Genomic DNA, 14,776 nt, shown 5'->3' on the forward strand with positions numbered 1-14,776 from the left:
CGCCAGAATAATGCCCGTCACCCCGGATACATGCTGCTGCCCTGCCATCCTGGCTCCTTTTGAACTAGGTAATGTCTCGTCGACAATGCGTATTGCGTCGTTCACTAGACTAATAGAAAGAAGCCTGAGGGGACAAGCAAGGTTAAAAAGCCGTGATGAGTGGATCAAAGAAGTCTCTGTAAAGACACCATTCAGTCGGCCTGCTGGGGTGTCGGGGCTGAGCACTTGCCGGTGCTACGCACCGGTGCCCTTATCAGGAGATAGCTACGGGCGCATCCTGAACTCGCGGGGTGGTTCGTCCCCCGGACGAACCACAAACGCCCCGCTCAAACAGCAGGATGCTTACACCCCTACGCTATCTCCTGACCGCGGCAAGTACTCTGATCCGCCCCAACACCCCAGCAGGCCAACTGAACGGCTCACAATGGCTTTTTATCTACCAATCTCTTACAGACAGACTCTTTGAACAAACAGGGCCTCGTGCCTTGCTCTTCTGCGTTTCCTAAGCGCCTATCGCTCTACTCTTCTACGGTTGTCTAAAACCCTATCGTCTTGCTCTTTTGCATTCTCTAAATCAGCTTCATCACATCAACAACTCCACAACCGAGAGCAGAACTAACTTGCTGATTTACTACGTGTCCTGTCCTGATAGCACACCAAGAACTCTACTCATTCACGGGATCTTTAAACTCACACTCCACTGCCACTCTTCGTTTTACTTTCCCTCTAAACACAAAAGAACAATTAAAAACCACATCTAAACTGATATCCCCAAACCCCAAGAACATTCAGCCTCAGCCAAAGCCCTCCTCCCTTCCCTTCCCTTCCCATCCCATCCCATCCAATCTGGACCCTTACCTTTCATCCCACCTCCGCAAGTGCCGTTTGGGCTTTAACCCGTGTTGCTTGTTTTCTTGTGGGGCCCGGGGACGGCTTGACGGACGAGTCAGGGCTCTTGCCGCCGGCAGAGTGCTGGGGCGGGATGCAAGGGGCGTGCTGTTTGAGGAGCACGCTTGCGGTTTGTCCGGAGGGACAAACCGCGCTCCGAGTTCACGACCCGCCCGCCCCGGCACTCTGACAAGGGCACCCACGCGCAGCGTGGGCAAGGGACCCGCCAAGACAAACCGTCCCCGGGCCCCACAAGAAAACTATCCACTCCCTTACGCAAAGCCCAAACGGCACGCCCAGAAGAAAGCCGCCCCAGAACAAGCGCTCTACTACCCCAATCCCTAAGCCCTAAGCCCAAAATTCGAAATTCGAAAAAAGCAGATACCCCGCGTTTAAAAAGGAGGGCCAAAGGTTTAAAACCAACAATATCTATTTGACACCATCTGTTATATTTTCCCGACGCAGGCCGAGGGAATCCCTTTTATCCGCCAGCCCCGATGCAGCAACAATGAACGCCCCACGCTAATCAAACTGTTTCCTCTACCTCAGGGGCCATTCAGTGCAAACAATATCTCGCGCATTCAACACCTGCTCAACAATGAAACTAACAAAACTGTATACCGCCCTGGCGCTTGCTATTGCGCCCCTGGCAACTCATGCCCTGGAAGACAGAACCGTTACAAATGCAGCGGGGCGCACCGTGTTTATCGCACGGTTTTTCGATATGAACGACGGTTCATTCGACAATGACGAAACGTCATTCTGGAGCTGGGAGGGCCATCAAGCCTATAAAGAACAGCTCCTTGAAGGCATGGGCTATTGGGCTGAAATATTGCAGCCCCAAGGCGACAACCCTGCGACCATCGTCAATATCGGCACGATTAATGACCCGGGCAATGCCTACGGAGGCTCGCCCACCGCCAATGGCGGTCAAAGCGCACTGACGCAGATGCAGCAAAACATGTTCGGCCTGTCGCCTGCAACCGGCACACTGCCCTTTGGTGGACATGGCTTTTTTGGCCTGGGCCAAGACGATTACGCAGCAAACCAGGCGTTTACACAAACTCCCCTTAGCGGAAAAGACAGCGTACTGCTGACAGCCGTTCACGAAATTGCCCATGGGCTGGGCATTTTAAGCAGCGTGGAGGACAGAGGCGGTTTGGATGACACCAAACCCTACTTTGAAAGCCAACTCAGTAGCTGGACCCAACTGCTAAGAGACGACAATGGCAAACCGGCACGCGCTGGCCAGAAGATTCTGTGCGATGGCTGCGACAACTCCTACGACCCCGACGCTTTTGATGTGCGTCAGGACAAGGGCTATCTGACCGGAACGCACATCGAACAAGTACTGGCTGGTGGCCTGCGTAGTGTGCCCGTAAAGATGCTGGGTGAAGGTGGCGGCATAGACAACAACTTCATGAGCCATATCGAGCTTCAAAACAGCGTCATGAGCCACCAGAACTACCGCAACTATTCAGGCTTCATGGAAGCTGAATTGGCAGTACTGCAAGATCTGGGCTACACCATTGACCGGGCCAACTTCTTTGGGCGCTCAATCTACGGCGATGGCCTTGAGCTGGTCAATACCCAAGGCTTCTTTGCCCGTAATGCCAAAGGCACGCAGTACCTTCCAGGCCAATACAACCAATCCACACTGGGTCTGGGCCTGCATATCTACGGCAGCAACAATCAGGTCCGACAAGCGGCTGACCTGCTGGCAGCCGGCTCAGGTGGTGCAGGCATACGGGTCGATGGTCAGAACAACACGCTTGTTATCGACCCAGGCGTCAGAATCTACGCAGATGGCTTGAACGGGCAAGGTATTCAATTTGCCTACGGCCGTGGGCATACGCTGGTGCATCGCGGCGACATCCAGGCTACTGGCCCTCAAGGTGTCGGCCTGCGTTTTGACTTTGGCACCAACTCCCTGGGCAACCATACCGAGCGTCGTGGTTCCTATATACGCAGTATTGAAGGCGTCGATCAAGCCCTGCTCCCCGAGCTGAACGGCCCCCTGGTTAAACAAGCCGACATTAGCGGGCGGATCGCAGGCCGGCAAGCTGCCATCCTGATTTCTGACAATGCCTACGTCGGGCGTATCAACCTGATGCAAGGTACCCAGATTGAAGGCGATATCATCTCGCAGTATGCGCAACGCGACGACCAGAACCAGCTACGTCTGACTACGCTGTCGTTTGGGCAGGCTGCCGATCATATGGGCCGCAGCATCGATCAACCCGATACCACCTTCCACTTGAGCTACGCCGGGAACATCACAGGCAAAGACAATCTGACCCTGTCCTTTGACGGCGGTACAACACAACTGAACGGTAACGTGCAGGTCCACAGCGCCGCCATCCACGAAGCGGCGACATTGGGCGGCAATGCCCGCTTCGATCTGGCCAGCGGTCAGGCCCTGATTAACGCCGGCACCCTGACGCCTGGCAACTCAGTCGGGCGCATTCAGGTAAATGCCGACTTCCAACAAACAGCAACGGGCCGCCTATTAGCCGAATTTGATGGTAAAGGCGACCACGACGCACTTGCCGTCAGTGGTAATGCCGATTTGGCCGGAACGCTGCAACTGACGCCTGTGGCGGACTGGTATCAAAACGCCTGGTCTGCCGACACAGGCTCATTTATCGAAGCCGCCAGCTACAGCGGCAGCTTCGACGCCACTCAGATCACCGCCGTATCGCCCACCTTGCAGTTTGACGCTGCCCCGTTGGGCAATGAGCGCTACCGCTTGTCTGCCACCCGCACCGACAATGCCTATAGCCAATATGGCGGCGACGACAACCAACGAGAAGCCGGCAAGGCTTTGTTCAAGCTGGCCGCCGCCGCACCGGCACCCGCGCAAACCCTGTTCCAGGAACTCGACTTCTCGGCCAAGGACGGCTCACAAATACCCGCTGCCCTGGATCAGATTTCACCGGCTGGCTACAGTGCGGCGATGGCCGCCTCTCTGATGCATGAGCGTTCGATCATGCAAACCGCGCGCCAAGGACTGAGCCAAAGCATGTTGCGGCCCGGCACCGACTGGCAGGGCTACGCCTTGGTGTTCGGTTCCAGTGGCGATCAGAACACGCGAGGTTCCATGCTTGGCTACGATGCCAACAGCTATGGCCTGATCGTCGGAGCTGGGCGCGCCCTGGAGTCGGCCCCCGACTTCGCGGTGGGAGCACAGCTTGATATTTCAGATCTATCGGTCAAACCGGATGCCCCGTACTCCGGCAAGAGCAAAGCCACCGCATTTGGCTTGGCTGCCCATCTGCAATACCGCCCCGGTGCACGGGAAGGCCTTTTTGGATTCAGCGGGCTGCGACTGGGGCTAGAACAAGCCGATATGCGCAGGCAAATTGCCATTGGAGACTATCAGGCCGCGCACTCGTCTGACTGGACGGGGCGCAATCTGTCGATTGACGCAGGCACAGGCTACCTTTGGGAGCTGAACCCCTCCTTATCGCTAGGCCCCTTTGCCAGCATGAACTATGCCTTGGTGTCCCGGCCATCAGTCGACGAATCGGGGAATGCAGCCACGCGCCTTCACCTGGACAGCAAGCGCGTCGATGCCTTGCGCTCCAGCCTGGGGCTGACGGCGCAATGGAATCGCGCCCTGACTGATGGCAGTAAGCTGGCCGTGAACGTTGACGTGGGCTGGAATCACGAATGGCTGGATCGCGACCTGACCCAAGCAGCCCGTTTCGCCATTGCGTCCACGGATACGGCGTTCAACACCCGCAATAGCGTGCTGCCCCGCGACACGATGAGTCTGCGTGCAGGCCTGACCTGGCAACGCAGTGAGCGTCTGTCGATTGGCACCGGCATCAGCTCACAGTTCGGCGGTGGATATTCGTCGCTACAAGGGCAGATGAATCTGCGCTGGGCGTTTTAAGAATAGCCACTTGCCAGGAAACGTGACTGTTGCTTGAAACGGTGGGAGGCGCTGATGCACATGCACAAAGCGTTCCCCCACCACTATTTGCGCGTTCACTAATGCGGCTTGGCGGGTGCGTCAGGGTTCTTGCCACGGGCAGAGTAACGAGGCGGGATGCAAAAGGTGTGCTGTTTAAGGAGCACGCCTGCGGCCGGTCCGGGTGAGCAGTAGCGCTCCGAGTTCACCGCCCGCCCGCAACGGCGCACTGACAAGGGCACCCACGCACGGCGTGAGCAAGGGACCCGCCAAGACAAGCCACACAGGGGCCCTACAAGAAAACCCTCCACTGCTACGCAAAGCCAAAAAAAGCCCCCGAGAGCCATCCGGCTCCCAGGGGCGCAGGTCCGACAGCCTGCCCCCAAGCGGCAGACCACCGATACTCGATCACAAATCCGTAGACACAGACTTGCTAAAAGGACGACACAGGCTCCGTCAATCAAACTGCTAAAAAATGACGAAGCACATCGTTCTTCTCAAAGGCTTAAAAACACCAAGCCTTACACTCCAATCAACTTCATCGCTTCTTCCAGCGTCGCTACGGTGGCGTACTTCTGACGCATGTCGAACAAGTTGGCCTCATGCGGGCCAATTGCACGGTCACCCACGCAGTCCGACACCACCAAGGGGCGGAAGCCCAGTTGCATCGCATCGACCACGCTGGAACGTACGCAACCGCTGGTAACCGCACCGGCGACCAGCAGTGTTTGCACACCACGTTGCGTCAGCCAGGCCGCCAAAGGCGTACCAAAGAAGGCCGACGGCACATTCTTGCGAACAATAAATTCACCGGGTGCAGGAGCCAACTCCGGCACGATGTGGCTGTTGTGTGCGTCTTCAGTCAGACCCAACATGCCGGGGACTTTGATGCTGAAAATGTTGTTATCTGCACCATCATCGGCATACACGATACGAGTGTGCGCCACCGGCCAGCCCTGTTCACGCGCCGTTGCCAGCAAGGTCTGCGTGTTCTCGATGGCTTCAGGGATATTGCCACCACCAAACACCGCCGGGTCAGCAAAACCATTCACCAGATCAATAATCAACAAGCCATACGGAGCCTTAGGCTCCAGCGTCGACCCAAACCCTTGTTGAGCGTAAACCGCTCCTTCATTCGTACTCACCAACGCCTCCGTCCAGTACTTTGCCATCACGCACGACGGCGCGGCCATCCAGGCTGACCGTGCAATTACGCAAAGGAATATCAATGTGGCAGGCCGTCGTGCGATTGCCGCCTGCCTCGTTGTTCGGCCCCAGGGAGAACAGGAAGTTACCCTCGAAGGCACGAGCATCCATACCAATCGTGTTCTCACGCGAGTACAGGCCCAAGGTGGACCAGTGGGCGCGTGGCTGCAAACCCCAACCAATATGGGAAATCGCATAACCTTCGGGATCGTTGAAGGTCTTCATATATTCGTCCAGCAGTTCGGCTTCGATACCACCTTCAATCTTGGTGGCGTAGCCGTTTTCCACCGTCAGAATGATCTGCTCAGTCGAGTATTTCTTCTGCGGCAACAGAATGTCGCCCTTGTCGATCACGATGGTGCCGTTGGTGCCCAACTCATTAGGCCAGGTCAGCACAAAACCGCTAGGCCAGTGATCCCAACGACCGGGTTCATCCACAAAACCGTATTCACGAATCGCAGGGAATTCACCCAGTGGGCAACGCAGATTAGTACCAGCAGGTGAGGTAATGCTCATTTCCTTGGCGGCCTTGATCAAGGCTGCCGCCGCTGTCACGCGTGCGCGATCTGCTTCGGTTGGCACGGTGCGAACCAGAATTTCGGGTGGCTCCACCGCCAAGAGGATCTTGGTACCCGACTTCAAAATGTCGATCTGCTCGGGCGAGAACAACAGGGTCATCAGGTCCAGCACCAGATCGCTGGCTTTCAAGGCTGCGATCGCCGCTTCGTTGCCCGTCAGCGGGGTCGTACCCAAGTACGCCAGCGAGTCCCGGCTCAAGGCTTTTTCCGCATTGACCGGCAACAAGTCCAAACGATTAACAATCGCACCCATAGACTGAGCCGCAATCTGCGCGCACTGCATGGTTTGGGGGTGCGTGGTCGAGCTGGTCAGCAAGGTCACGGTTTGACCCGCTTGCAGCTTGGACAGGCGCAGCACCTCTTGCCATGCTTCGATAAGTTGATAATCACTCACTGCCATTTTGTCTCTCCTTGTGAGAGGTTCCGGCACTGACGCGGAACCTCTGCATCACGACGGGCCACCGTAGCGGCCCTTTAACATCACACCAAGCGCTGGCCCAGAAAGTCACCGAAGGCTTCGTAAAAGCCGGCTTCGTTGTCCCAAGGAATCATGTGACCGGCGTTCGGCACACGAACGTGCTGAACGCCCGACGCCAGTTGCTGAATCTCGGCCACATCCTCATCACGCACCACATCGCCACGCTCGGCGGTCATCAGCAAAGCAGGCACCTTCAAATGCGGGAAGTCGACGTGGATATCGTCGGTGTGGAAACCTTCAAAGCTGGCCAGAATCGCAGGCTCGTGGCAGGTGTGCAGCCACTGGGCACGCAATTGCAACTGCTCTTCGGTCCAAGTCGGGCAGAAAGCACGCATGTCCTCTGCCGTGCAGCCCTTGCGAGCCATGGCCATGGAATCCACGTACCAGGGCAGCTTGGAAGGATAGGCACGGCGATCCGGGCCGGAGACCGGCGGATCAACCATCACCAGACGGTTCAGACCATCGCTGTTCTTGTGAGCCGCACGCAAACCGATACGAGCACCCATGGAGTGACCGACCACGATGTAGTCTTTAAGACCCAAGGCTTGAGCCAGGGCGATCAAATCATCGGCCTGTGCATCCAGGCTGTAATCCATGCCTTCAGCCGCTTCACTCAAACCACGGCCACGCACGTCCTGAATGTAGGTGTCAAAGTGCTTGCCGAACTGCTCACCCACAAAACCCCAGGTCACCGCCGGGCTGGTAATGCCGGGCACGATGATGACGGCAGGACGCTGATCGCGGCCCTCGCTGGAACCGCCGTAGCGCAAGTAATGCTGACGAATGCCATTGGCGTGAACATGGCCGCCGTAAAGAAAGGTACTCATTAATCTGTCCTTGGATTGAAACCGTCAGGCCTGGGCCCGACCCATGAAAATTGCTGCTGCCTACGCCATTTGGGGCGTAGCAGCCAGCGCGGCCCGGACCACATCCGGTGTAAAGGGCACCTGCCGAAACCGTCGGCCAGTTGCATCAAACAAAGCATTGGCAATGGCCGAGGCACAGGGCACAGAGGCGGATTCGCCCGACCCCATCGGCGGCTCAGACTGCCTGTCCATCAAAATCACCTCAATGGGCGGGATACGCGGAAAATCCACAATGGGATACGCACCCCACTCCGCACTGACCACGCCCTGCGCGTTAAAGCGCACCTGCTCATACAACGTGCGGCTCAAGGACTGAATCACATTGCCGTGAATCTGGTGACGCACACCAGCCGGGTTCACCATCTGCCCGGTATCCTGGCCCACATAAATCTGCTGAACGTCGATCACGCCTGTTTCCACATGGACTCGCAGATCCAGCAGCCAGGCTGACCATGCCGCCCCAAAGCCAGGAAACTTGCTGTGTATATAACGGGCGTACGACAAGCCTCGACCGTAGAGATAGCCTTGCTCGTCCGGCTTCCCGCGTGAGCCACGCTGCCCAATCTGCCATTGCCCCTTATCCGCCACCGCCTGTAGCAGTTCCTGCGCGCGCACATCCTGATCCAGATAACGCAAGCGATAACTCAAGGGGTCCACACCCGCTTCCACAGCCAGCTCGTCCAGAAAGCAGTCATGCGCAAAAGAATTAGGCATGGCCGATACGCCACGCAACCAGGAAGCACGAACAATCGCGGGCATGTCCTGACACACGATGCGCTGCTTGGGATAGCTGTAAGGCGGTACTGCCGTGCGATCCCCCATTTCCAATTGACGGGGGGCTGCCGACTCCCGCCCCGTCAGCAAGAGCGCCAGGTTCGGCGCGTCGTTGGAGGGGTAATGGGTCACAAAATCGTAATGACGCAGTTGCCCTTGAGCATCAATAGAACCTTCTACATCCATCAACTGGGCAGCACCTTTAGGCTCCCAGCCGTGTTCTTGCTCACGCGTCAACTGCACACGGACCGGCGCACCAACGGCTCGGGACAAGAGCAAGGCGTCCGCACACACATCATCCGCGCAATTACGGCCATAACAACCGGCTGCTTCGTGACGGATGATCTCCAGACCGGCCTCATCTTCGTCCAGCAATTGGCTCAAATGGACACGCAACATATGCGGGTTCTGCGTACCTGACCAGATCCGGCTATGGCCGGGCTGGTAGTGCGCCACGGCACAAGACGGGCCAATGGAGGCATGCAGTTGAAAAGGCCAGACATAGCTACACTTCAAACGTTTACCTTCTGGCGGCAGCTCGTCAAAATCCGGCCCTGTATCAGCCAGCAAACGCTCCGTCATGGGCTGACGACGAATCAACTGCTCCAGATTGTTCATGTCCTCCAAAGGAGGAATCGCTTTCCAGCGCACTTTCAATTCACGGGCGGCACGCATGGCGTGTTCTTCACGTCGCGCGACCACACCGATAAAGTCACCAATCACCACAACCCGCACATCGTCGGCAATATGGTGGATGGACTCCTCATCCACGGACTCCAGGCTGCGACCGATAAAGTCGCCGCTATCACGTCCTATATAAGGAGGACGCACGACACGACCATGCAACATGCCAGGCACACGCACATCGTGGACATACACCCACTGCCCCGCGACCTTGCCCGGAATATCGACACGCGCCTGGGCTGTCCCTACAAGGCGTAATTGCTCGGCCGGTTTGGTGGGGGTTTCCTTATCCAGATAGGCCCGCAGCTCCAGACCTTCCAGCAATTGCCAGTACGTTAGACTGCGTCCGTCCGGGGCAATGATTGTGCCGTCCTCTACTCGTAGTTGATCTGTACGCAACGTCCAGCGCTCTGCGGCTTGTGCCAGCAGTAATTGTCGAGCCTGAGCCGCCGCCTTGCGCAGCGGCACAGCATGAATCTGAATGGACGCACTGGCGATGGTGGGGCCTTGATTGGGCACAGCATCGGTATGGCCCAGCACCATTTGCACACGCGACATCGGCACATCCAACTCGTCGGCCACAATCTGACTGAGCGCCGTCTGAATACCGGTGCCCAGATCCACGTGCCCATGAAAAGCGCGCACCCAGCCCTGTTCGGATACGGCGACAAAGACATCGTCGTGCGCCTGCAAGTACTCGGACACCACGCCGGGCTGGCCGGGCGATGGCTTGGGAGGCCGCGCCGGTGCCGCTAAAATCAGCAAGGTGCCAGACGCCCTGAGCAAGTCTTGCTGCTGGTGGCGCGGCGCATCATAAGACATCACACTCTCCTGGCTGGGTTCTATATAAGAGGCGGGAAGCCGGCTTCAGGGACTCGTTCCTGAAAACCTGCCTTAAATGCGCCCTGGCAAAACATCGATTACTAGCGTACACACCCTAATAAAATCCAATGCAGTGCGCTGAAACCCATTTATCGCAACTACTATAAAGAGAAAATCAAGGGCTTAATAATCAGTGTAAACCCTATATTAAATAAGATCAGATCGAATTTTCTGCATCTTCCCAAGTAGGCTTTGATTGATACCTCAAGGGAGTAGTAGAATCTATTTACTCTATAAATTAAAGTGTATACACTTAATTTAAGCATATCAATACCGAGCTGATAAAAGCACCGCACACGCTGTCCGACAACAAGGTGCGATCTCCCAAAGGTGAAACCCATGAACCCTTGTACTCGCCCGCATACCTTGCGGGTCAATCAAGAGACCCACATCATCGAGGTGGAACCCGATACGCCACTGCTTTATGTATTGCGTAACGACCTGGAACTGAATGGCCCCAAGTTTGGCTGCGGCCTGGGTGAATGTGGCGCCTGTACGGTGCTGGTCGACGGTGTGGCCGCTCGCTCCTGTGTTGTGCCTGTCAGTCTGGTGGAAAACCGTCAGATCACCACCTTGGAAGGCTTGGCCCAGGACGGGCAACCGAATGATGTACAGCAGGCATTTATAGATTGTCAGGCCGCGCAATGCGGATACTGCCTCAATGGCATGGTCATGACCGTGCAAGCCCTGCTGGAACGCCATCCGCAAGCCACTGAAGAAGAAATTCGGGACGAGCTGCGTTATAACCTGTGCCGTTGCGGCACGCACGTCGAAATCATGCAAGCCGCTGTACGCGTCGCAAAGGCCCGGCAATGAGTCATTCCGTACAAGACCGTTCCCGAGCACAGTGGCCGGACCTGCCTGAAGGCACCCGCTTGCTGCATGGCGCTGTTGTGCGACCGCCTTATTGGCTCTACGAAAACGGCCAGTATCTGGGTGCCGAATTACAGTCAGTAGACCAACAAGCCGCCCTGCAAGTACCCGGCGTCGTGGCCTGTGTGCATATGGGGAATTTTCTGGGTGTGCTGGCGGTACAAGCCGAGCAGGCTCAACAAGGCGCCGCCTTGCTGGATGCGCGCTGGGCCACGCCCGTCGCTGCAAACCAGGCGGCCCTACCAGCCGATGAGACTGTTGCCACTACGCTTAGCGCCCCCGATCAACGCTATGAGTGGCAATCTGCCGCCGAGCATCAGGAAACCGCTTGGGCCCGTGCTTGTTATCACGACAAGCAGCTTTATGTTTGGGCGCACACGCAGCGCCCCGCTGCCCTGCTGATTGAGCTGCAAGCCCTGAGTGGTCTGCCCAGTGAACAAATCCATCTACAAGATATTGCTGGCAATCAGGCCGATGCCTACGACTGTGCCATGGATGCAGCCGTCATGGCCTTTGGCCGCCCCCAGGCTGTGCAGGTTCGTGCCAGCCACAGCGAAGTCACCATTGGCCTGAGCGTCTATAAAGGCAGCACCGAGCGAAACGACCTGAATGCCTATTTGCGAGCAACCCGCTGGCAACTGAACACCTTGTCCGGTGCGCGCCCTTCTCTGGCCGCCATTCTTTGTGGTCAGCAAGACTTGCCCAGCAGCGGCCCAACCGTAAAGAGTGATTACTTTTCTGCACCCACGCCTAACTATGATGGCGCGGCCGCCAGCAGTGACCCCGACAGTCTGGCCCAGGCCACAGTCTTTGCCCAAGAGTCGCAGTTCGATCAGGACTGCCACAGCTTGGGGCTGGATCCTTTGGAGGCACGACTGGAACACGTCAACAGCCCCCAAGGTCGAGAACTGCTGCAACGGGTTGCCGAGCAATCAGACTGGTCCGCGCCCTTGCCCGCCCATCAAGGCCCTTTGCGCAAAGGGCGCGGGCTGGCCTACAGCCATATTGTGGAACACATCCCCGGACAGGCTGCACGTGAGCAGTGGTCCGCCTGGGCCGTGGATGTCAGCGTTGATACCCGTCAAGGCACGCTCAGCATAGACAAGCTGACCATTGGCCACGACAGCACAGAACTGAACAATTCCGAACACGCTCCGGAGTCTGCGCCCGCCTTGGCCGACCGACTGGGCCGTTGGGCCCAGCAACTGCTGAACAATGGCGTGGGCAAAGGCGTGGGCAAAGGCGGCGAAGGTAGTAGCGACAGCCCTGTCCAAGAAACAGGCGACAAGCCAGCCGTCCAACTGGTCAAGCGGGAGTCTGCCGTCGGCCAGCCTTTGGCCTGGAACCAAGGCGTGGAACTGCCAGCCGCAGCCGCCATTGCCAATGCGATTTTCAACGCCAGTGGCATCCGCCTGACCAGTGCCCCTTTTAGTGAACAGTCTCTGGCACTGGGCTATCAGTCCGATAAAACGGCCAGCAACAAAAAACGCAAAGCCTGGTGGGGAGCCTTGGCCGCGGTCGCCACCGGCACAGTCTTGAGTGCCCTGCCCTGGCGGCCCGCCATCGCGCCCGTCGGCCAAGTGGATACGTCCATCTTTTCAGAGCTGGCGATTGAGCGTGGCCGCCTGGTTGCCATTGCAGGCGACTGCATGGTCTGCCACACCGCTGAAGGCGGTACGCCCAATGCGGGCGGTCTGGGCCTGGATACACCGTTTGGCACTATCTACACCACCAACATCACGCCAGACAAAGAAACCGGCATCGGTAGCTGGAGCTACAAAGCCTTTGAACGCGCCATGCGCGAAGGCATCCATCAGGACGGACGCCACCTGTACCCGGCCTTCCCTTACACGGCCTTTGCCAAAATCAGCGACGAGGACATGCAGTCCCTATACGCCTACCTGATGACGCAAGAGCCGGTGAAGTCTGAGGTGCCTGAAACCAAGCTACCCTTCCCCATGAATATGCGGCCCTTGGTGGCAGGCTGGAATCTGCTGTTTCACCGTGATCCGAATGCCTACGTGCCGGACCCGACGCAAACCGTGCAATGGAACCGGGGTGCCTATCTGGTCAATAGCAGCGGCCACTGTGCGGCCTGCCATAGCCCGCGCAATATGCTGGGCGCGGAAAAAGGCGGTAAAGCGAATTTCCTGGCGGGTGGTTTTGCGGACAACTGGGAAGCGCCTGCGCTCAATAGCTTGTCCAAAGCCCCCATCCCCTGGACCGAACAGGAGTTGTACCAATACCTGCGTACCGGCTACTCGCCCCGTCACGGCGTAGCAGCCGGGCCGATGGGGCCGGTAGTAGCAGGCTTGGCAGAACTGCCTGAATCCGATGTCCGTGCCATGGCGCACTATCTAAGCAGCCTGAACCCGGTCGAAAGCAAGCAAGAGCAAACGCATGCCGCGCAGGCCGCTCGTCTGGAGCAAGACAGCCGCAGCAATAAGGACGTGATGGTGATGCCAGGCGAAAACCTGTTCAACGGCGCTTGTGCTGTTTGCCACGACCCGCGTGGTGGGCCGGTGCTATTTGGCGCACGTCCCTCTTTGGCCTTGAACAGCAACCTGCACAGCGAACACCCGGACAATACGATTCAGGTGTTGATGCACGGCATTACTCGTCCGGCGCAGCCCACCCTGGGTTCGATGCCCGGTTTCAAAAACAGCATGAATGACGAGCAAATGGAAGATTTGCTGAACTATATGCGTGCACGTTTTGCACCGGACAAACCGGCCTGGACAGGGCTGAAAGACAAGATTGCGACCATACGGGAGCAAAAGGGGCACTTGTAGACGGGGCTTGCCCGCCGATAGTGTTTAGATACGCGGCAAACGAAACAAAGGCGGCTTCAAGTTTTCACTAGGCCGCCTTTGTTGTATGGTGCATCGCTTTCAGACTTGGTTAAACCAGAAACTCTCAAACCAGGCTCTCGGCCAGCACTCTGAAGGACGGATCAGAAGCTTGCGTTCCTACCCAAGCCCGAGAGCAGGCCCAAATCAAAACTATCCAGCCCGAGGTCTAGGCACAGTCCAAATCAAGATCAAGACTCGGCTTCCGCTGCAGATCCAGACTCAAAACCCATCAACCGGAAAAACCACCGGCCTCCAGAAATTTCTGTTCGTCCGCAGTGGTGGTACGCCCCAGAATCGAGTTGCGATGCGGGAAACGGCCAAAGCGTTCCACCACATCCAGATGCTCCTGGGCATGATCCAGCCAGGGCCGACCAATCTCCTGATTCAGGCGCACGGCCTCTTGCTGATCGGCCAGATTCTCCGCATGGGAATATGGCAGATAGCAGAAAACACGGCGTTCCACCGGAATCTGTTTATCCAGCCCCTTGGCCACCATTTCCTTGGCAATCCTCAAACCCTTCTCATCGGTCGCGTACATGCGCGGGGTATTGCGAAAGGAGTTGCGCGGGAACTGGTCCAACAAGATCAGCAAAGCATAGGCCCCTTCTGCAGTCTGTGCCCAGTCATCCAACTCGCCCCTGGCCGCACGTTCGTGCCAGTCCAAAAACCGCTCACGAAATTCCTGGTCGAAGTCATCGGACTTGCGAAACCATTTCTCTGGCCCTGACTCAACCCAGAAATCAATCACAGTCTGGGAATTGGGACGTGCATCTGCCATG

At 57.3% G+C, this 14,776-nt stretch carries 8 protein-coding genes; 3 read left to right on the forward strand and 5 right to left on the reverse strand.

Annotated elements, in window-relative coordinates:
* Nucleotides 1–1,486: 1,486 nt before the first annotated feature.
* Complete coding sequence (locus tag AB7E06_RS15355) at nucleotides 1,487–4,786, forward strand: autotransporter outer membrane beta-barrel domain-containing protein (RefSeq protein WP_427957504.1); 3,300 nt, start codon at nucleotides 1,487–1,489, stop codon at nucleotides 4,784–4,786.
* A gap of 539 nt (nucleotides 4,787–5,325) precedes the next feature.
* On the opposite strand, the gene AB7E06_RS15360 is transcribed toward AB7E06_RS15355, so the two are convergent.
* From AB7E06_RS15360 to AB7E06_RS15375, 4 genes are all read right to left on the reverse strand, one after another.
* Complete coding sequence (locus AB7E06_RS15360) at nucleotides 5,326–5,949, reverse strand: N-carbamoylsarcosine amidohydrolase (protein ID WP_234354336.1); 624 nt, start codon at nucleotides 5,947–5,949, stop codon at nucleotides 5,326–5,328.
* Nucleotides 5,936–6,988: a 2,5-dihydroxypyridine 5,6-dioxygenase gene (locus AB7E06_RS15365; protein WP_094197610.1), complete on the reverse strand. Its 1,053-nt coding sequence runs from the start codon at nucleotides 6,986–6,988 to the stop codon at nucleotides 5,936–5,938. Before AB7E06_RS15365 ends, AB7E06_RS15360 begins: the two co-directional genes overlap by 14 nt.
* Before the next feature lie 80 nt (nucleotides 6,989–7,068).
* Nucleotides 7,069–7,893: an alpha/beta fold hydrolase gene (locus AB7E06_RS15370; RefSeq protein ID WP_094197611.1), complete on the reverse strand. Its 825-nt coding sequence runs from the start codon at nucleotides 7,891–7,893 to the stop codon at nucleotides 7,069–7,071.
* Nucleotides 7,894–7,953: 60 nt separating this feature from the next.
* Nucleotides 7,954–10,212 (reverse strand): xanthine dehydrogenase family protein molybdopterin-binding subunit, encoded by a 2,259-nt coding sequence (locus AB7E06_RS15375; RefSeq protein ID WP_094197612.1) that lies wholly within the window; start codon nucleotides 10,210–10,212, stop codon nucleotides 7,954–7,956.
* 399 nt (nucleotides 10,213–10,611) lie between these two features.
* Here AB7E06_RS15375 and AB7E06_RS15380 point away from each other — a divergent pair, with 399 nt between their 5' ends.
* Together AB7E06_RS15380 and AB7E06_RS15385 are read left to right on the forward strand one after the other, a co-directional pair.
* Nucleotides 10,612–11,088 carry a (2Fe-2S)-binding protein gene (locus AB7E06_RS15380; RefSeq protein ID WP_094197613.1) on the forward strand — a complete coding sequence of 159 codons (477 nt, stop codon included), beginning with the start codon at nucleotides 10,612–10,614 and terminating at the stop codon, nucleotides 11,086–11,088.
* Nucleotides 11,085–13,937, forward strand: a complete 2,853-nt coding sequence (locus tag AB7E06_RS15385; protein WP_427957507.1) for a c-type cytochrome — start codon at nucleotides 11,085–11,087, stop codon at nucleotides 13,935–13,937. Before AB7E06_RS15380 ends, AB7E06_RS15385 begins: the two co-directional genes overlap by 4 nt.
* 289 nt (nucleotides 13,938–14,226) lie before the next feature.
* On the opposite strand, the gene AB7E06_RS15390 is transcribed toward AB7E06_RS15385, so the two are convergent.
* Nucleotides 14,227–14,775 (reverse strand): DUF924 family protein, encoded by a 549-nt coding sequence (locus AB7E06_RS15390; RefSeq protein ID WP_094197615.1) that lies wholly within the window; start codon nucleotides 14,773–14,775, stop codon nucleotides 14,227–14,229.
* Between the last annotated feature and the right edge of the window lies 1 nt (nucleotide 14,776).

The organism is Alcaligenes sp., assembly GCF_050255915.1.
GTDB lineage: Bacteria > Pseudomonadota > Gammaproteobacteria > Burkholderiales > Burkholderiaceae_B > Alcaligenes > Alcaligenes aquatilis.

Coding starts and splice junctions, on each gene's coding strand:
- AB7E06_RS15355 (WP_427957504.1), top strand. CDS start 1,487: ATGAAACTAACAAAACTGTATACCGCCCTGGCGCTTGCTATTGCGCCC.
- AB7E06_RS15365 (WP_094197610.1), bottom strand. CDS start 6,988: ATGGCAGTGAGTGATTATCAACTTATCGAAGCATGGCAAGAGGTGCTG.
- AB7E06_RS15370 (WP_094197611.1), bottom strand. CDS start 7,893: ATGAGTACCTTTCTTTACGGCGGCCATGTTCACGCCAATGGCATTCGT.
- AB7E06_RS15375 (WP_094197612.1), bottom strand. CDS start 10,212: ATGTCTTATGATGCGCCGCGCCACCAGCAGCAAGACTTGCTCAGGGCG.
- AB7E06_RS15380 (WP_094197613.1), top strand. CDS start 10,612: ATGAACCCTTGTACTCGCCCGCATACCTTGCGGGTCAATCAAGAGACC.
- AB7E06_RS15385 (WP_427957507.1), top strand. CDS start 11,085: ATGAGTCATTCCGTACAAGACCGTTCCCGAGCACAGTGGCCGGACCTG.
- AB7E06_RS15390 (WP_094197615.1), bottom strand. CDS start 14,775: ATGGCAGATGCACGTCCCAATTCCCAGACTGTGATTGATTTCTGGGTT.